Annotated in this window: 19 protein-coding genes; 4 read left to right on the plus strand and 15 right to left on the minus strand. The window is 30.3% G+C overall.

Features of this window, described 5'->3' with window-relative positions; genetic code table 11:
* Window positions 1–26 precede the first annotated feature (26 nt).
* Genes P8F83_RS09770 through P8F83_RS09780 form a run of 3 tightly spaced genes read right to left on the minus strand, consistent with a single transcriptional unit; the run spans window position 27 to window position 3096 of the window.
* Window positions 27–1190: a transglutaminase-like domain-containing protein gene (locus P8F83_RS09770; RefSeq protein ID WP_326514452.1), complete on the minus strand. Its 1164-nt coding sequence runs from the start codon at window positions 1188–1190 to the stop codon at window positions 27–29.
* Window positions 1191–1202: 12 nt separating this feature from the next.
* Entirely contained in the window at window positions 1203–1841 is a 639-nt protein-coding gene (recX, locus tag P8F83_RS09775) for a recombination regulator RecX (protein WP_326514453.1), read from the minus strand.
* Between the two features lie 16 nt (window positions 1842–1857).
* A complete protein-coding gene (locus tag P8F83_RS09780; protein WP_326514454.1) occupies window positions 1858–3096 on the minus strand; it encodes a M16 family metallopeptidase in 1239 nt (412 codons plus the stop codon).
* A 154-nt stretch (window positions 3097–3250) separates the two neighbouring features.
* Between P8F83_RS09780 and P8F83_RS09785 the strand changes: the two genes are divergently transcribed.
* Both P8F83_RS09785 and P8F83_RS09790 read left to right on the plus strand, forming a co-directional pair.
* Complete coding sequence (locus P8F83_RS09785) at window positions 3251–3925, plus strand: response regulator transcription factor (protein WP_326514455.1); 675 nt, start codon at window positions 3251–3253, stop codon at window positions 3923–3925.
* Window positions 3918–5399, plus strand: a complete 1482-nt coding sequence (locus P8F83_RS09790; protein WP_326514456.1) for a sensor histidine kinase — start codon at window positions 3918–3920, stop codon at window positions 5397–5399. The genes P8F83_RS09785 and P8F83_RS09790 overlap by 8 nt, the downstream gene beginning before the upstream one ends.
* Window positions 5400–5519: 120 nt before the next feature.
* Here P8F83_RS09790 and ymfI read toward each other — a convergent pair whose 3' ends face one another.
* The 4 genes from ymfI to glyA all read right to left on the minus strand — a co-directional run bounded on the left by ymfI (window position 5520) and on the right by glyA (window position 9399).
* Complete coding sequence (ymfI, locus tag P8F83_RS09795) at window positions 5520–6263, minus strand: elongation factor P 5-aminopentanone reductase (RefSeq protein ID WP_326514457.1); 744 nt, start codon at window positions 6261–6263, stop codon at window positions 5520–5522.
* An 8-nt stretch (window positions 6264–6271) separates the two neighbouring features.
* Entirely contained in the window at window positions 6272–7210 is a 939-nt protein-coding gene (locus P8F83_RS09800; protein ID WP_326514458.1) for a dipeptidase, read from the minus strand.
* 12 nt (window positions 7211–7222) lie between these two features.
* On the minus strand, window positions 7223–8080 hold the full coding sequence (locus tag P8F83_RS09805; protein ID WP_326514459.1) for a metallophosphoesterase: 858 nt from the start codon (window positions 8078–8080) through the stop codon (window positions 7223–7225).
* Window positions 8081–8166: 86 nt separating this feature from the next.
* Window positions 8167–9399 carry a serine hydroxymethyltransferase gene (gene glyA, locus P8F83_RS09810; RefSeq protein WP_326514460.1) on the minus strand — a complete coding sequence of 411 codons (1233 nt, stop codon included), beginning with the start codon at window positions 9397–9399 and terminating at the stop codon, window positions 8167–8169.
* Window positions 9400–9561: 162 nt separating this feature from the next.
* On the opposite strand from glyA, the gene P8F83_RS09815 reads away from it, so the two are divergent.
* Both P8F83_RS09815 and P8F83_RS09820 read left to right on the plus strand, forming a co-directional pair.
* Entirely contained in the window at window positions 9562–10329 is a 768-nt protein-coding gene (locus P8F83_RS09815) for a threonine/serine exporter family protein (RefSeq protein ID WP_326514461.1), read from the plus strand.
* A gap of 1 nt (window position 10330) precedes the next feature.
* Window positions 10331–10765, plus strand: coding sequence for a threonine/serine exporter family protein (locus P8F83_RS09820; RefSeq protein ID WP_073019913.1), 435 nt, complete (start codon window positions 10331–10333; stop codon window positions 10763–10765).
* Window positions 10766–10791: 26 nt separating this feature from the next.
* Here P8F83_RS09820 and P8F83_RS09825 read toward each other — a convergent pair whose 3' ends face one another.
* The 8 genes from P8F83_RS09825 to P8F83_RS09860 all read right to left on the minus strand — a co-directional run bounded on the left by P8F83_RS09825 (window position 10792) and on the right by P8F83_RS09860 (window position 19795).
* Entirely contained in the window at window positions 10792–11061 is a 270-nt protein-coding gene (locus tag P8F83_RS09825; protein WP_021801350.1) for a metal-sensitive transcriptional regulator, read from the minus strand.
* A 192-nt stretch (window positions 11062–11253) separates the two neighbouring features.
* A complete protein-coding gene (locus P8F83_RS09830) occupies window positions 11254–11868 on the minus strand; it encodes an acetate uptake transporter (RefSeq protein ID WP_326514462.1) in 615 nt (204 codons plus the stop codon).
* A 169-nt stretch (window positions 11869–12037) separates the two neighbouring features.
* The gene (gene aspS, locus P8F83_RS09835) at window positions 12038–13819 is read right to left on the minus strand and encodes an aspartate--tRNA ligase (protein WP_326514463.1); all 1782 of its coding nucleotides are present in this window, start codon (window positions 13817–13819) and stop codon (window positions 12038–12040) included.
* A gap of 16 nt (window positions 13820–13835) precedes the next feature.
* A complete protein-coding gene (gene hisS / locus P8F83_RS09840) occupies window positions 13836–15089 on the minus strand; it encodes a histidine--tRNA ligase (protein WP_326514464.1) in 1254 nt (417 codons plus the stop codon).
* 12 nt (window positions 15090–15101) lie between these two features.
* Window positions 15102–16529: a coproporphyrinogen III oxidase gene (locus tag P8F83_RS09845; protein ID WP_326514465.1), complete on the minus strand. Its 1428-nt coding sequence runs from the start codon at window positions 16527–16529 to the stop codon at window positions 15102–15104.
* Between the two features lie 10 nt (window positions 16530–16539).
* Window positions 16540–17139 (minus strand): MBL fold metallo-hydrolase, encoded by a 600-nt coding sequence (locus tag P8F83_RS09850; protein WP_326514466.1) that lies wholly within the window; start codon window positions 17137–17139, stop codon window positions 16540–16542.
* A 12-nt stretch (window positions 17140–17151) separates the two neighbouring features.
* Window positions 17152–17601 (minus strand): D-aminoacyl-tRNA deacylase, encoded by a 450-nt coding sequence (dtd, locus tag P8F83_RS09855; protein WP_326514467.1) that lies wholly within the window; start codon window positions 17599–17601, stop codon window positions 17152–17154.
* A 16-nt stretch (window positions 17602–17617) separates the two neighbouring features.
* Window positions 17618–19795 (minus strand): RelA/SpoT family protein, encoded by a 2178-nt coding sequence (locus tag P8F83_RS09860; RefSeq protein ID WP_286907807.1) that lies wholly within the window; start codon window positions 19793–19795, stop codon window positions 17618–17620.
* Window positions 19796–19855: the final 60 nt, after the last annotated feature.

Raw genomic sequence — 19855 nt, forward strand, 5'->3', positions numbered from 1 at the left:
GGATTTCTTAATTTTTAAGAAATCCCTTACCATTCACCTATTACTTTTTCTTTTTTGTGATCTTCAAAAAAGTCCTTTGAATCAAAATAGTTTCCACCTTTATAAAAAGTAGGATCTACATTTATCCATCTATCTTCCTCTTTTAAGTATACTTCATTCCATGCATGTGCAACCCAAGTCTTTCCATCAAAACCTTGCCCTATTACTACTCTAACCTTTAATGAACTAGCTCTTGCCATTGCAGTAAATAGACATGCATAATCAAAACATATACCTCTTCTATCCTTAAATGTCACAATTGCACCTGATTTGTTTCTGAAATTATCATTTAAAATCTCGGTTGCCTTATCATAATCATATTCAACATTCGATCCAACCCATGCATAAATAGCCTTAGCTTTCTCTTTATCCGAGGATCTTTTTCTTGTAATCTCATATGCCATATTATCAATTTCACTATTTGATTTTATTCCCTCTTCTAAAGTAATTCCATTGTAATATACAATCTCATTTACAATCTTATTACTCTCAACACTACCATTTGAGTTTCCTATTTGTTCTTTAACAATCTTAACCTTAATAGAATCTCCGATTAAATTAGGCAAAGCTCTTGCAAAATTCGATGTTGATATTGGGTTGAATATCTTGCTATAAAAATATTTATAACTTTTCGAATTATTTACAAGAGTTGATAAGTTATCATTAGGAACAAATGACACAACTCCATGAATTATCATTCCAAACAATAAAGCCATTATTATTCCCTGAGGAATTCTAAATATAGCTCCTATAAATCCCTTTAATAAATTCCCTCCATTATCCCACACATTTTCAACTTTAGTCAATAAAGGCTTAAATATAAGTAGATTTAATATAAAAAATGGAATGAAACATATCCCATATATTATTATAATACTTATTAACAAGAAAATGTAATAAGAAATTTGCGGATATTTTTCAGTAAAATTACTTAAATTTATAGATATGCTTTGGATAAAGTCAATATCAAAGAAATAACTTCTATTTAAAAAGTTAATTGTTATTATAAATGAGGTAACAAAACATATACTTTCCTCAATACCTCTAATTATCTTCATAAGATCATTTGCTCTAAATCCTCTTATTACTCCAAATATTATAGGCAACAAAAAACATGCTAAAAATAAAAAGTCTATACCATAATCTTTCATAACTCACCCTCATTAATCATTAAAATCAAGTTCTACGATTTTTTTAGTTACTTTCTTACAAGTATCATAGTCATATCCTTTTGTCATTAAAAATCTTATAAGTTTGTTTGATAATTTATACTTATCACTTTCACCTTTTGAAATAACAGCATATTTTTTGTACGCTAATTTTTCAGCTACTTCCAGTTCTGAATCTTTATCAACCATATCAAGATTATTTTTTATAAACTCTTCATCTACTCCCTTTCTAATAAGAGAGTACTTTATTTTGTTTTTTCCAGAAAGTTTAATTTTATCTTTAATATACATTTGAGCATATTTCTCGTCATTTATAAAATTATACTCCTTAAGAAACTCAATAGCTTTTTGAATAGAAATTTCACTAAATTCTTTAGTTAACAACTTCTCTCTTACCTCTTTTTCAGTTTTATAGGATCTTTCCATCATCTTTAAAGCAGCACTTTTACATTTTAAGTACTCTTCTTGCTCTATAACTTCCCTAAGTTCTTCAACATTAACGACCTTGCCCTTAGTAAGATTATAATTATACACAAGTTCCCCAAAACAAGCAAATGCAAACTCATCATCTATAAAAACATTAACTCTATCTTTGTTTCGTTTCCCAACCTCTATCTTAGTGATTTTATTCAAATAACTTCAACCTTTCTTAACTTCTTAAAACATGCACCGTAGGCTCCCTCAATATATATTCCGCTGCCTTATATATATCTTCTGGTTTTAAAGAATCTAAATTGTGCATGTCTTTAATAAACTCAAACATGCTTTCACCTTCTAGTATTTGATGTAATACGTAGTTTCCTAAATCAGTAGAGTCCTCAAGTGTTGATACCACAGCTGTTTTATGAACCTTTTTCATCAAATCAAAGGTTGATTCATCAAAAACTATATCTTTAGATTTAATTTTTTCTATACATTCATTTATAACATTAATTGCTTCCTCAACATTTTCTTCAACAAGGGAAGTAAATATATGAAGAGTTTTAACATTATTGCTTAAATCTAAATGAGTGTATACATCATAGGCAAAACCTCTTTTTTCTCTTAACTCTCTAAATAATATTGAATTAGAACTTTCACCTAATTTGTGATTTAAAATCTTAATAGGTAATTCTAATTCTTTTGGAACATCGTTAAAAGAAAATAAATAAGTTATTGTAGCTTGTTCTATATCATTTTTATGACTTTCAAACACTCCAGCAATATTCTTTTCCAAATTAAAGTCCTTATCCCCTATTATCTTGTTGCTCCACTTATCAAAATACATTTTAACAAGTTCTATAGCTTTATCATGATCATAACTTGATACAAAGGTCAAAACTGTATTTTTAGGCATATAATACTTATTATAATATTCTACCAAATTTTTCCTCGAAAAAGAAGCAATACTTTTTTCTGTTCCCATAATATCATATTTTAATGGACTTTCATTAAATGCAAAAGTACTAGTTCTTCTAAAACTCAAATCTTCTACATCATCTTTACTTGTCCTTATTTCAGATAATATAACATCTCTTTCTTTTTTCATTTCTTTTATATCAAATGAGGGGTTCACTATCATATCACTTAGAATATCAACAGCGTTTTCAATTTCTTCTTCTAGGCAAGTTATTGAATAAACTGTAGATGTGTAATCTGTATAAGCATTATATTCTCCACCTAAGGCTTCTAGGTCATCATTTAGCTTTTCGTTGTTTCTTGTTTTAGTTCCTTTAAACATCATGTGTTCTATAAAATGAGATATTCCCTTCTCATTTTCTTTTTCATATAGAGCCCCTATCTTAATTCCTAGATTTAAAGATGCTAATTGTGTTTCTCTCTTTATTGTTATTACTTTAAATCCATTATCTAAAACATCCTCTTTAGCATCAAAGTTAAGTCTTACCATTAAAACACTCCTTATAGTTAATTACTTTTAATATACTCTCCACTTATTATATAATATAATCTAAACTAAAACCATTTTATTTAAAAATTCAGATTATCTATATTTTTTATGTATAATAATTATTATATAATTAGACTAGAAAGGAGTTAGACCTATGAAAACTTTATTAATTGTTGAAGATGAACTTAGAATCAGATCTCTTTTAAGAGACTACTTAACTATTGAAAATTATACTATCATAGAAGCTTCAAATGGAAATGAGGGTTTACACCTATTTAAACAAAACAAAGTAGATTTAATAATTTTAGATATCATGATGCCAGGACTAAACGGTTTAACATTAACTCAAGAAATCAGGAAAGCCTCATCTGTTCCTATAATTTTATTAACTGCTAAAAGCCAAGAAGAGGATAAATTACTGGGTTATGAATTAGGTGCAGATGACTATGTAACAAAACCTTTTTCACCAAAAGTTCTGGTTGCAAAAATTAAAGCGCTTTTAAAAAGAACTTCAAAAGAAACTAATTTAACCGTAATAGAACTTGGGAAACTTTCTTTAAATAAAGACTCTATGGATATAAGTGTAGAAGATACGCCTATTAACTTAACTCCTAAAGAGTTTGAACTTCTCGTTTTTTTAACTGACAATATAAACATTGTTTTATCAAGAGACACTATATTAGATGGGGTATGGGGTTTTGACTATTATGGAGATTCAAGAGTAGTTGATACTACAATTAAAAGACTTAGAGAAAAGTTAACTACGGCTTCTGAATATATAGTTACTGTTAGAGGAAGCGGCTACAAGTTTGAGGTAAAAGATGCGTAGTAAAATAGGAAAAAAGATTTTTTTTATTACCTTTATAGCATTAATAATATTAGTTTCTCTTATATTAATATTTCAAAAACATTTTTTTGAAAAGTTTTATATAAATGAAAAAAATAAGGCCTTGATTAAAGCCGTAAATGAATATAGGAACACCTACTCTTTTACTAAAGATAGCAAAGAAATAATTTCTGCATCTATGTTTCAATTTGAAAAGGAACATAATACAAGTATATCAATTGCCTATCCAAATGGTACCCTTCTATATACAGTGCCAACTAATAGAAGCGATTCTGAGGATTTATTTAAGCAAATTTATAATAAAATGTATTTGCCTAATTCTCAGTTTATTTCCTCAGGTAAAATTTTTATAACTACCTCTTACAACGCATATGTTGATGCAACAATTTCAATAGTCATATGTGCTATGGATGGAGGATCTATTTTAATGGTAGTATCTTCTGTAGAGCCAATAAGAGAAGCTACTAGCGTTTTAAATAGATTTTTACCATATTTTATAGTTGGAACCCTTATGGTAGCTTTATTTTATTCTATGATTTTATCTAAATACATAGGAGATCCTCTTATAAAACTAAATAAAATAGCTAAAAAAATGAGTAACATGGATTTTTCTGAAAGATATACTCCTTTAGAAGATGATGAAATAAATAATCTTGGAACAACTTTAAACTTTTTATCAGAAAATCTAGAATCTGCTTTAACGGAACTTAAAAGTAAAAATGATATTCTACAAGAAGAAGTTGAACATGAAAGAAAAGTAGAAGAAATGAGAAAAGGCTTTATTGCAGATGTATCTCATGAATTAAAAACTCCTATAGGTATAATAGAAGGTTATGCAGAAGGAATTAGAGATGGCATAGTTCAGGGAGAAGCTAAAAATGATTATTTAAATATCATAATAGATGAGGCTCATAAAATGAATAAACTTGTTATGGATATGCTTGAACTATCAAAACTTCAATCAGGTAATGTTAAACCTAACATAGAAACTTTTAATATAATTAGAATGATTCAAGGTTCACTTAGAAAGTATAATGTATTAATTAGAGAAAAATCCCTAGAAGTCGTTTTTAATCCTGAATTTGAGTATTTGTATGTTGAAGGTGATACTTTTCAAATAGAACAAGTACTAAGTAATTTCATGACAAATGCTATTAAATACACACCTTCTAGTGAAAAGATAGTTATATCTATAGAGAAACTTGAAAGTAAAGTCCTAATATCTATTGAAAATCTTGGTGTCCAAATATCTAAAGATGAACTCGATAATATCTGGAACAAGTTCTATAAAATAGATAAGTCTAGAGTAAGAGATAAAAACTCATCAGGTTTAGGATTATCTATAACCAAAGGAATTCTTGATCTTCATAACAGTTCCTACGGAATACAAAACACTTCAAATGGAGTACTATCATACTTCACTTTAAACTTAAGTGCAGATGAGAAACTTGAGTAATTGAAATTTTAAAATTGAGAATCAACATTAAATAGAGAAATTCATGAAATGAATTTCTCTATTTAATTGACTATTCTTCTCTACTAATTGTCAATTAATATATTAGTTCTCAACTCTCGACTAAATAAATCCACCATCAACTGTTATTATTTGTCCAGTTAAATAAGAACTTTCATCACTACATAAATAAGAAACTACTTCTCCTATTTCTTGAACCTTTCCAAACCTTCCTATAGGGATCTCCATTTCTAAGCTTTCTCTATCTTCTTTACTCATCCAACTATTCATTTCTGTATCTATAACTCCTGGAGCTACCCCATTAATTCTAATATTACTAGGGGCCATTTCTTTAGCTAAAGCCTTAGTAAAAGAGTTTATTGCCCCTTTTGTGGAAGAATATACAGCTTCACAAGAAGCTCCTTGAACTCCCCATATTGATGATATATTAACTATTGAACCTTGTTTTCTTTCTGTCATATGAGGTAAAACAGCATGGCTCATATTTAAAGTTCCCTTCATATTAGTATCTATTAGTTCATATACTTCTTTAATGTGCATATCCATAAAAAGTCCTACTTTAGATATACCTGCATTATTTATAAGTATATTAATCTTCCCAAAACTATTTATAACTTCCTGAGCTAATGTTTTACACTCGTCATATATACTTACATCAGCTTTTATTATATGTCCATATCCACCTGCTTCTTTTAAAAGTTCAAGTGTTTTTTCTGCCCCAGATTTATTGCTTTTATAGTTTATTACGACGGTTGCTCCTCTTTTTGAAAGCTCTAAAGCTATTCCTCTTCCGATCCCAGAAGAAGCTCCTGTAACAATTGCTACTTTACCTTTTAAACTGCTCATTTATCCTCCTAAGCTAGTACATCCTTTAATACTCTTAATGCATTTTTATAAAATATCTTCTCAATTTCCTCTTCTTTAAATCCATTTTTAAGAAGTTCTTCTGCTAAAATCGGCATTTTTGATGCATTTTTTATTTCAACCTTATTATCTATCCCATCAAAGTCGCTTCCTAAAGCTATTACATCTACTCCTCCAACATTTTTAATGTGTTTTAAATGAAGTATCATATCTTGAATTCTAGATATCTTGCTGCCACCTAAAAAAGGAGCACAAAAGTTTAATCCCATAATTCCACCTTTTTCAGAAAGAATCTTAATCATATCATCTGTTAAGTTTCTTGAGTGGTTTGTTATAGCTCTGGCATTAGAATGAGTAGCTACAAAAGGTTTTATACTTTCTCTACTTACATCATAGAAACCACCATCAGATAAATGAGAAACATCAACAATAATTCCTAAGTTATTCATTTCTCCTATTAACTCAAATCCAAAGTTTTTAAGTCCCTTGCTTGAACACTCTTTTATACAATTAGGATAACCTATAGAATTCTCAAAGTTCCAAGTTAAAGTTATACCTCTTATACCTTTATCGTATACTTTATAGAGGTTTTCTATATCTCCTTTTAAAACTTCACCTTCTTCTATTGTATATAAACATCCTATTTTACCTTTATCTTCGATAGCTTTTATATCTTCAAATCTTTTTATAACTTCTATATCCTCTTCATTTAATTTGATCTGATTTTGGAAGTTATGATACATAGAATCAAATTTCTCAAATGAATCTATTTCCTTATTTAGTTCAACAAAATAGGCAAAAAACTGAATCATAGCATTTCCTGTTTTAAGTTTTTCTATATCTACTGTACCATTACTCTTTTTTAGAGAATTTTCTCTATTATCAAGTATAAATGAAGGTGTGTCACAATGCATATCTATAAATTTCATAATATATTCTCCTTAATAATTTATGATTTTTCTCGTCAATATAATTTTACCATCATCTCCTAAATCTAAATACCATTTTATTAAATTTAATTTTCCTTCTATATATTCAATGGTAGTTATATGATTTGGATACACGCAACAACCGTCATTATAATAATACCCGCTTTCATGATTACCTAATCTTGCTTTATGGGTATGACCTGCTATAACTTTTTTATTATTTTTAATACTCCAATTAAGTATTCTCTTATCAACTACTTTTCTTCTAGCTATGTTTTGTGCTGGTAAAGTTGGAGTCTTTATGCCAATTGACTCAACTCTAGCCCATACATTTCTTAATAAGAAACAAGATATTCTCCAAAAGGTGCTATTTATCTTATCTATTTGATGACCATGAAAAACAAAAAATTCATCTTCTCTTATTTTGAACTTTAAAGCCTCATAAAAATCTAAATCTCCATATAAAGCTTTAAGTGTTTTATAAAATTTCTCATCCTCACTTCTCTGTAAAAGACTAGTAAATTCATGTTTGTATTTTTTTACAATATCGTGATTTCCCCAAAACAGATAAAGCCTATGCTCCTTCTTAAACTTTAATAAAATTTTAAATATTTCTTCATAATAATAACCTATATATCTGTAATCTTTATTTCTCCATAAATCATCACCATCACCTATCTCTACAAGCTTAAAATTATTTCTCAAATAATACTTAAGTGCACCTTTATAGGTATTGTAATTATTCATCATTGGATCTTTATAACTTCCATCTCCTCTATGACAATCACTTATAAATACTACTTTGTCCTTGCCTTCTAAAGTTATAGTTTCAGCTTTTTTATATAATTCATCTATTATCTTAGTATACATAAAACCTTTTTAATTTATTGCTATACATTAATCTTATGTTTTTTAAAGAAAAAAATCACCATATTAAATATGATGATTTTTTATTCTTAATATAGTGGATGTTTTTCACATAGAGCTTTAACTCTTTGTTTAGCTTCCTCTAAATTTCCTTCTTTATTTTCAATTACGTAGTTTATGATACTTGCAACTTCCTTCATATCTTCTTGATTGAAGCCTCTAGTAGTTACAGCTGCTGTACCTATTCTTATTCCTGAAGTTACAAATGGACTTCTTGTTTCGTTCGGAACAGTATTTTTATTTACTGTTATACCTACTGAATCTAATAAGTTTTCAGCTTCTTTACCTGTTATATCTTTATTGTTTAAATCTAAAAGTATAAGGTGATTATCTGTACCATTTGATACTATCTTAAATCCAAACTTAACTAATTCTTCTGAAAGTACTGAACAGTTCTCAACTACGCTTTTACCATACTCTTTAAAAGATGGGTCTAATGCCTCTTTAAAACATACCGCTTTTGCTGCAATTATGTGCATCAATGGACCACCTTGAATTCCAGGGAAGATATTCTTATTTAAGTCCTTTGCATACTTCTCTCTGCAAAGTATAAGTCCGCCTCTAGGTCCTCTTAAAGTTTTATGAGTTGTTGAAGTTACAAACTCAGCATATGGTACTGGATTTGGATGAACTCCAGCAGCAACTAGACCTGCTATATGAGCCATATCTACCATAAATAAAGCTCCAACTTCATCACATATTTCTCTAAATTTCTTAAAATCTATAGTTCTAGAATAAGCAGAAGCTCCAGCCACTATTAGTTTTGGCTTACACTCTAATGCTATTCTTCTAACTTCTTCATAGTTTATTTCTTCTGTTTCTTTATCTACTCCATAAGAAACAAAGTTAAATAACTTACCTGAAAAGTTTACTGGTGAACCATGAGTTAAATGTCCTCCATGGCTTAAATCCATACCTAAAACTGTATCTCCTGGATTTAAAACAGTAAAATAAACTGCCATATTTGCTTGAGAACCAGAGTGTGGTTGAACATTTGCGTGTTCAGCACCAAATAATTCTTTAGCTCTTTCTATAGCTAGTTCTTCAACTTCATCAACTACGTGACATCCTCCATAATATCTTTTTGATGGATATCCTTCAGCATATTTGTTAGTAAGATATGATCCCATAGCTTCCATAACTGCCTTAGAAGTAAAGTTTTCTGATGCAATTAATTCAATTCCATATTGTTGTCTTTCTAACTCTTTTTCAGTTAGTTTTGCTATTTCTGGATCAACTTTTTGTAGATTTGTAAAATCCATTTTAACACCCCAATTTCTATAATTTCGTAGACTAAACATGATTTGACATCATATATGGTATTGTATCATATATGACTTTAAAAATAAAACAACTTTCTCTATTCTTTTTTGAAATTACTATGCTATAATACATTCAGAATATCTTAAATCGAGGGGATTTTTATGGACATAAATAAGATACTATACGTAGCTACTTTTGCTGGCAGAATAATACTAGAAAGCGGTGGAGAAACTTATAGGGTTGAAGAAACCATAAATAGAATATGTACATCCTTTGGAATGGATGATGCAGATAGTTTTGTAACTCCAACTGGAATAATGGTATCAGCTTTTCACAAAGATAAAGGAACAGTTTCATTAATTAAAAGAGTTAAATATAGAACTGTTAACCTTGAAAAGGTTCATATGGTTAACGACTTATCAAGAAGTATAGGTCAGCAACATATGACTGTAGCCGAAGTTAATAAAGCTTTAAAAGAAATAGATAAAAGTTCAAGATATGGAACTAAAACAACTTTGTTTTTTTCTGCTTTAGGAGCTGCTGGATTTTCTGCTTTATTTGGTGGAGATATCAAAGACTTCTTTTCAGCATTTTTTATAGGTTTAATAATAAAAGCATTTTCTATATTAAGCAGTAATTTATTAATAAATGACTTTTTTATAAATAGTATAGGTGGAGCTATTGCAGCCTTATTAGCACTAATTTGTGTTAACTTAGGACTCGCATCTAATTTAGATATGACTATTATAGGTTCAATTATGCTTCTGGTTCCAGGTCTTGCTATTACAAATGCCATAAGAGATACCATGGCAGGTGATTTAGTAGCTGGGCTTACTAGATCTGCTGAAGCTTTTTTAATAGCTTTAGCTATAGCAATTGGAACAGGTGTGGTTTTAAGTTTTTGGTTTAATTTATATGGAGGAATATAGGATGTTAAAAGAAATCTTAGTTTCATTAATAGCAACCTTTGGATTTGGAATAATCTTTAATATACATGGAAAAAATCTTATATTTGCATCTTTAGGTGGAGGTTTAGGCTGGATTGTTTATAAAACTGCCCTTAACGATGGTTTATCTTTATCCTTATCTCTGTTTTTAGCTTCAACTATTTTTTCAAGTTATTCAGAGATATGTGCTAGAATATTGAAAACCCCTGTTACAACCTTTGTAATATGTGCTTTAATACCTTTAGTTCCTGGTGGAGGAATGTATTACACAATGTATGAAGTTGTACAAGGCAACATAGATAAAGCCCTTAGCCTAGGATTAGAAACATTAGCTTCTGCTGGTGCTTTAGCCCTTGGAATAATCTTCGTGTCTACCTTAACTAGACTAATGAGAAATTATCCTTTAAGACAAAAATAGAATTGACAACCGTCAATTCTATTTTTTTATTTTACAAAACTATTTAAGGTTTTTATTAAATTTTCTAATCCCTCTTCGTTATCGCTGCCTTCTTCTATCCCTATGCAATTTCTAGCATAGTCTTCTAGAATAAGTCCTCCTACTTTGTTTATAGCAGCTCTTATAGCTGATATTTGGACTAAAACATCTGAACAGCATACATTTTTATCTATCATTCCTTGAATACCTTTAACTTGGCCTTCAATTCGCTTTAATCTTGTTAATATATTCTTCTTCAAAGCTTCATCATTTTCCATAAAATCATCTCCTTTATATAATGTCTCGCTATTATAAATTTGCTATCTATATAACAGGAGCCGCTATACCCATACCTGGTATATAACTAGTATATATTATAATCATTATTTTATGCAATAATAGATTAGGTCTATATATCTATAAAAATAAACCTTAGAACACAAATCTAATGTATTCTAAGGTTTTATTAATTATTTTTTAAATATTCCAAATGGTTTTCCAACTGGTAAAAATACTTTCCCAAAGTGTGGATTAAGTACTGCTGCTGCAGAACCATAAAAAGAAAATAACGCTATCAACAGTTCTGAGTAGGCTGCTAAGTTATGTGTAAACTCTGTAGCTATTTTAAAAGATGAAAGAGTTAATCCTAAAAATAAGAAATCAATTAAAACAAATATTATAAATAAAACCTTATGTGTTTCCATTGCTCCTACTGTCATAAAAATTGAGAATATTAAATATCCTAAATATGCAAATCCAAGTTGTTTAGGATCTACGCTTGAAGCTAAAGCAGCTCCAAATACTCCATTTTTTATCATCCAAGATGTTCCTACTGCAAGCCAAAAGAAACCAAAGGCTCCAAAAGCCGTTGTTCCAAAAACATTTTGTCTTTTTGAATCATTAAAGCAAGCAAATAATTGTGCAAATCCTCCTAAGAAAATCGCCCATGGTAAAACAAAAGATACTCCATCTGTTAAACCAAGTTTTTGTGAAGAAGCTACGATTGTTACCATAGCAAGTCCAAATAGTCCTAATGCTGATGGATCAGCGTTTAGGATTTTTACATTTTGTGTTTGATTGTTCATGGTTACCCCCACTATTTTATTTATTAAATCCAGAGTATAATTTATCAAAATTTGTCGAACTTGTCAAAGGTTATATTTTCATTATATAAGATTAAAATTTTTAACCTTGAAGATTTATAAATATATAAGAAAAAAATCCAGCCTCATACGAGACTGGATTTTCATTTAATTATTCAACATTTATCTTAGCAATACCAAGTTCTGATAATTGTTTTTCATCAACAACATTAGGTGCTTCAGTCATTGGACAGAAAGCATTTTGGTTTTTAGGGAAGGCAATAACATCTTTTATGTTATCTGTTCCAGCTAAGAACATTATCATTCTATCAAGCCCAAAAGCCAATCCTCCATGTGGTGGTGGACCATACTTAAATGCTTCAAGTAAGAAACCGAATTTCTCCCAAGCACTTTCTTTCGTAAATCCTAAAACTTCAAACATCTTAGCTTGAAGAGAACTATCATGAATTCTTATAGAACCTCCACCAAGTTCTTCTCCATTTAGAACTAAATCATAAGCCTTAGCTCTAACTCTGCCTGGTTCTGATTCTAAAAATTCGATATCTTCATCCATAGGTGATGTAAATGGATGGTGAGCTGCAAAATATCTGCCCTCTTCTTCGTCATATTCAAATAGTGGGAACTCAGTTATCCAGCAGAAATTAAATTCATTTTTATCCTTAATTAAGTCAAACTTCTTAGCAAGTTCTAGTCTTAATTGACCTAGTCCTTGGAATACTACAGAGTTTTTATCTGCTAGTATTAATATCATATCTCCTTTTTCTGCTTTCATCTTACCAATTACAGCATTCATTTCTTCTTCTTTTAAGAATTTTGATATAGGAGATTTTATTTCATCTTCTTTTAATTGAATCCAAGCTAATCCTTTAGCCTTAAAGGTCTTAACGAATTCACCTAATCTATCAATATCTTTTCTTCCCATGGAAGCTCCACCTTTTAAGCATAAAGCTCTAACTGAACCGCCATTTTCAATTGCATCTTTAAACACTTTAAAATCGCAAGCTTTAACTTCATCAGTTAAATCAGTGATTTCCATTCCAAATCTTAAGTCAGGTTTATCTGAACCGTATTTCTCCATAGCTTCTTTATAGACCATTCTTTTTATAGGAAGTTTAACATCTGCTCCTATAACATCTTTAAATACTTTTTGAATTAAACCTTCATTAACAGCTATAACATCATCTTGCTCAACGAAACTCATCTCTAAGTCTATTTGAGTAAATTCTGGTTGTCTGTTTGCTCTTAAATCTTCATCTCTAAAACACTTAACTATTTGAAAGTACTTATCGAATCCTGACACCATAAGTAATTGTTTAAATAATTGTGGTGATTGAGGAAGTGCATAAAACATTCCTGGATAGTTTCTTGAAGGAACTAAGTAGTCTCTAGCACCTTCTGGTGTACTTTTTGTAAGCATAGGAGTTTCAACTTCTAAAAATCCATTATCAATTAGATAGTTTCTAACAGAGTTAGTTGCTTTACTTCTAATCATGAAGATTTTTTGCATATCTCCTCTTCTTAAATCTAGATATCTATATTTAAGTCTTATATTTTCAGCTGCATCTAAATTATCCTTTATGTATATAGGAGGAGTTTCAGATTCTGATAATATCTTAATAGATTCTCCTTTAAGTTCTACCATACCTGTTGGCATATTTGCATTTGGAGATTCTCTTCTAATAACTTCTCCAGTTACAGCTATACAATATTCCGGTCTTACTTTGTCAGCTTTCTCAAAAGCTTCTTTATTTATCTCTTCACCAAAAACTACTTGTAAAATTCCAGTTCTATCTCTTAAATCAAGGAATTCTAATCCACCTAGATTTCTATTTCTTTGAACCCATCCCATAACAGTAACTTTACTGCCTATATGTTCTTCTCTAAGTTCACCACACATAATGGTTCTTTTTAATCCATTTAAGGCTTCGCCCATGCTTTTGTCCTCCTAATTACTTTACTATTATATTCTTAATTTCCTCTAAGGAATCTAATTTAACTTCGAATATTTCTCCATCACTCATTCTCTTAAGCTTTGCAGTTTTATTAGTTATTTCATCTTCACCTAATATCATTGAATATGATGCGTTTATTCTGTTGCTATGTTTCATCTGAGCTTTTACACTTTTTTTCATGTGATCACATTCACACTTAACTCCAAGTTTTCTAAGTTCATAAGTTAATGAGAAAGCTTCTAATCTAGCCGCATCTCCAATTGAACCTATAAAAATATCCATGTAGTTTGGCTCAGGAATTTCTATTCCCTCTTCTTCTAAAGTTAAAAGAAGTCTTTCAAGTCCTAATCCAAAACCTATAGCTGGAGTTTCAGGACCGCCCATTTCGCTTATTAGGTAGTCATATCTTCCACCACCACAAACAGTAATATCTTTATTTATAATTTCAAAAACGGTTTTAGAATAGTAATCTAAGCCTCTAACTATTTTAGAATCTATTTGATAGTTAATGTGCATAACTTCAAGATACTTCTTTAAATCATCAAAGTGATCATTACATTCATCACATAAAAAGTCTAAAATTACAGGCGCATCTTTAGTGATTTCCTTACACTTCTTTTCTTTGCAGTCTAAAATTCTCATAGGATTTTTTTCAAATCTACCCTTACAAGTTTCACAAAGACCGTCATAGTTTGCTTCTAAAAACTCTCTTAATGCCTTATTAAAATTAGGTCTGCATTTAGGGCATCCAAGACTATTTATGTTTAAAGTTAAGCCTTTTATTCCAAACTCCTCTAAAGCTCTCATAGCTAAAGATATAACCTCTGCATCTACAGAAGCTTCTTTTGCTCCAAAAACCTCAATCCCATATTGATGGAACTGTCTAAGTCTTCCCTTTTGCATTTTCTCATATCTAAAACAAGGTGTAAAATAACAAAGTTTTGTTGGCTGTGGATCTGCATAAATAGAATTTTCTATAAATGCTCTTACAGCTGGAGCTGTTCCCTCTGGCTTAAGAGTTATACTTCTTTCTCCCTTATCTAAAAAAGTATACATCTCTTTTTGAACTACATCAGTAGTTTCTCCAACTCCTCTTAAGAAAAGTTCTGTATGCTCAAAAATAGGAGTTCTTATCTCCTTAATTCCATACTCTTCAGATAATTTTTTTAATTTCTCTTCTACAAAATGCCACTTGTACCCATCCTTAGGCAACATGTCTTTAGTACCTTTTGGCGCTTGAATCTTCTCCATTAAATATCCTCCCTACTTATATAAGGTATTAAGTAAACTAATTTTATTCTCTATCATCTCATCTATTCTGTTAATGTACTCATTAACATCTTTAACATTTGCAGTTCTCTCTATTCGATTTTCATCTTTAAAAACAACCTTAGATACTGCATCTGCTCCTAACGCTATTATAGTTTCTATGTCTTCAATCATAACTATGTTATAAATACATTCACTACCCTCTTTAGAATACCCTATATTCTCCATATTTCCAACCATATTTTTCTGTCTATACATATAGTAAGGGTTCATTCCTAACTCTTCTGATAGCTCTCTTGTTTTATCGTACATCTCTTTTAGTTCTTCTTGTTTAGGTCTATAAAGTTTTCTTCCTAAAACTAATTCTTCATGTAACCTTGATGCACGTTTTATAGACATGCCATGAACTGTTAAAGAATCCGGTTTTAAGTCCATTATTTCTTTATAAGAATTATTAACTTCTTGTATTCCTTCTCCTGGAAGTCCTACTATTATATCCATGTTTATATTTTCAAAACCTAACTTTCTAGCTAAGTTAAATTTCTCAACTACAGCTTCTTTTGTATGACCTCTACCTATAGTACGAAGAGTTTCATTGTTCATACTCTGAGGGTTTATACTTATTCTAGATACTTGGTAGTTTTTCATAGTTATAAGCTTCTCTTCAGTTATAGAATCTGGTCTTCCACACTCAACTGTAAACTCTAAAGGTTTAAAAGGAGTTATAATCTTTTCATATATAACCTTCATTAAATCTTCAAAGTCTTCATTATTTACGGATGTTGGAGTACCTCCTCCAAAATAAACAGTATTTACTTTAATAGACTTACTTAAGATATATTCATTTATAGCATTGATTTCTTTCTTTAAGGCTTCCAAATAAGTTGGTACTTGTTTCTTACAAGCAGAGATTGGATTAGACGCAAAAGAACAGTAAAGACACCTAGTTGGGCAGAAAGGCATTCCTACATAAATGCTAACTTGGTCTTTACTACTCTTTAAAAATTTCTCTTCTCTTTTAGCAACTTCAATACACAACTTGCTTTTTTCAGCTGAAGCTAGATATGATTCTTTATAAGTGGCTACAATCTCATCTTCACTTTTTCCATCTTTAAGTAAAGATGATGCTATTTTGCTTGGTCTTATACCAACCATTGTTCCCCAAGGATGTTCTTCTCCTGTAACTTCAGTTAAAAACTTAAATACACCTCTTTTTATGGACTCTTTTTTATTTTCCTTAAGCTCATAAGCTTTTTCATGGTCCTTATGATTTAAGGTCATCTTGTCTGATTCAATAAATACCTTAAAGTCATTAGACTCTGACTTATTTATCAAAACATCTTCAAGCAGATAAAATATATTAAATATTAGAAATACGTCGTATCTAAAATTCTCATCATTAAGTTCTATATTAATTGCCATTCTTTTTCCCCTATCTAATAAAAGGATTGTTCTTTTTTTCAAATCCTATGGATGATTTAGGTCCATGTCCTGGATATACAACTACATTATCATCAAGTACAAATAACTTTTCCTTTATACTTTTTGTAAGAGTTCTTGAATCTCCACCATCAAAGTCTGTTCTTCCAACACCTAGTTGAAACAAAGTATCTCCTGAAAAAAGATGGACATTATCTATAAGAAAACTAATTCCTCCTGGTGAATGTCCCGGTGTATGAATACACTTAACTTCAAAACCTGCTAGGTTTAAAACATCTCCATCTTTGATTAATCTATCGGCTTTAGGAAGTTTACCAAAAACATAAGCTCCATCCATATAAATTATCTCATCTTCGCAAATATAAAAAGGAGCTCCTGTTAGATTTTTCATGTCAACTACTCCACCTACATGATCAAAGTGCCCATGAGTTAAAAGTATTGCTTCTATTTTAGCTCCTAAAGAGTTTATTATATTGTTTAGATACTCCGCATCTCCACCTGGATCTATTATGAAGCCTTTTTTTGTTGCTTCATTTACTATGATGTAACAATTAGCTCCAAGTTGACCAGCTTCAACTCCTTTTATAAGCATAGTTCATTCCTCCTAAAAATTCTTTTTACTATCTAAAAGTAAGGTAACAGGTCCATCGTTTATTATCTCAACTTCCATATCAGCTCCAAACTCTCCAGTTTGAATTTTAAGGCCTTCTGTTTTACAAAGCTCTATAAAATCATTATATAGTTTTACAGCATCTTCTCCACCTAAGGCTTCTATAAAACTTGGTCTTCTTCCTTTTCTTGCATCTCCATACAAGGTAAATTGGGATATTATAAGAAGTTCTCCCTTAACATCCTTTACAGAAAGATTCATTTTATCATTTTCATCAGAGAAGATTCTTAAATTAAAAATCTTCTCTTTTATATATTTAAGATCTTCATCATTATCGTCTTTAGTTATACCAACTAGCACATTGATGCCTTTTGATATCTCACCTACTGTCTCTCCACTAACTTTAACACTACTTCTCTTAACTCTTTGTACTACCGCTCTCAAACTCTTAGCACTTCCTTTAGTTATTCATTCTATAAACATCAAGAACACCTTTAAGTTTTCTTAACTTTTTCATTAAATCTTTTAGTTGATCGATACTATCTATTTTGATTTTTATGTTAGTAACAGTTAAGTTTCCTTTTAGGGTTTTAGCATTTACTGCATTTACACTGATTTTTGCTTCACTTAAAATCAGCATAACTTCTGCAAGTAGACCCATTCTATCTTCTGCCTCTACTTGAAGTTCAGCAGTATAAGCTGTTCCTTTGGAAACTCCCCAACTTACTTCAACTATTCTTGTTTCTTCGTTATCTTCAAGCTCTTTAACATTTAAGCAATCTTTTCTATGAACTGAAACACCTCTACCTTTAGTTATGTATCCAATAATGTCATCCCCAGGTACAGGGTTACAACATTTTGCAAATCTTATCATTATATTACTTAAGCCTTTAACAGTTATTCCATAAGACTTATTAATATTTTTCATTTTTTGTGCTTTAGCAGCATTTTCTTCAATAGTTTTATTTATATTTTCTAAAACTTGCTTATCATCTGGAGCTACTTCTTCTTTAAGTCTTCCTAAAACCATAGAAGCTGATACTACTCCAGTTCCCACTGCTGCATATATGTCTTCTTGATTGTGGAGATTATATCTCTTTAAGAACTTTTCGTATAACTCTCCTTTAGTTAGTTCAGAAAAAGTTACAGCCTGTCTTTTAGCTTCTTTTTCAATTAACTCTTTCCCTTTATATATATGCTCATCTCTTTGAGCTCTCTTAAACCATTGTTTTATCTTGCTTTTTGCTTGATTACTCTTAACAATACTTACCCAATCTATATTAGGTCCTTTAGCTGTGCTACTTGTCATAATCTCTACAATCTGACCAGTTTTTAAATTATAATCAAGTGGAACCATCTTTCCATTAACTTTAGCTCCTACACATCTATTTCCAACATCGGTATGTATCTTATAAGCAAAATCGATAGGTGTAGATTCTGAGGGAAGGTTTATTACAACTCCTTTAGGAGTAAAAACAAATATCTCATCGGAAAACAAATCTATTTTAAAACCTTCAATGAATTCTTCTGCATCTGAGGTCTCTTTACCCCATTCAAGCATATCTCTAAGCCAAGTTAACTTTTGTTCAAAAGTTTCTCCCTTGGAGTTATCCCCTTCTTTATACTTCCAGTGAGCTGCTATACCATACTCAGCTGTTTTATGCATTTCAAAGGTTCTAATCTGAATCTCAAAGGTTTTTCCTTGTGGTCCTATAACTGTTGTATGTAGTGATTGATACATATTAGGTTTAGGCATAGCTATATAGTCTTTAAATCTACCTGGAATAGGTTTGTATATAGTGTGTACTATCCCTAAAGATGCATAACAGTCTTTAACTGAATTAACTAAAATTCTAATGGCAGTTAAATCAAAAATCTGCTCTATGCTTTTGTTTTTGTTAACCATCTTTTTATAGATACTATAAAAATGTTTTGGTCTTCCTTCAATATCCGATTCAATTCCTGATTGAGATAGCTTATCCTTCATTTCTTGAATTATATCATCTATAAAAGCTTCTCTTTCTTTTCTTTTTTCTGCTATCTGATGAACAAGATCGTAATATTCTTGTTGATGCATATATCTAAAAGCTAAATCTTCTAGCTCCCATTTAATCTTTGATATACCTAATCTATGAGCTAAAGGAGCGTAGATATCCAAAGTTTCTTTCGCCTTTTGTTTTTGCTTTTCCTCGCTCATGTATTTGAGAGTTCTCATATTATGAAGTCTATCTGCAAGCTTTATAATTATAACTCTAATATCTTTAGCCATTGCTAAAAGCATTTTTCGTACATTATCAGCCTGCTGTTCTTCTTTTGACTTATATTTTATCTGTCCAAGCTTAGTTACCCCTTCAACTAAGTCTGCAACTTCTTTATTAAAAAGCCTTTCTAGATCAGCATGACTATATTCGGTGTCCTCAATTACGTCATGAAGTAATCCAGCTACAATAGTATTCGTATCCATCCCAAGTTCAGCTAAAATGCCTGCAACATCTAATGGATGAATTATGTACGGTTCTCCAGACTCTCTTTTTTGAGTTGAATGTGCTTCATTAGCCAAATTATATGCTTTCTCTACTAGAGAACAATCTATGTTATTGCAATTTATATTGATTTTTTTCATTAAGTTATCAAGCATATGGATTACTCTCCCCTAAAATAATATAATTAAATGCAAAGGCTGGTATAAATACCAGCC

This window comes from Clostridium intestinale, assembly GCF_035905475.1.
Taxonomy (GTDB): Bacteria; Bacillota; Clostridia; order Clostridiales; family Clostridiaceae; genus Clostridium_T; species Clostridium_T intestinale.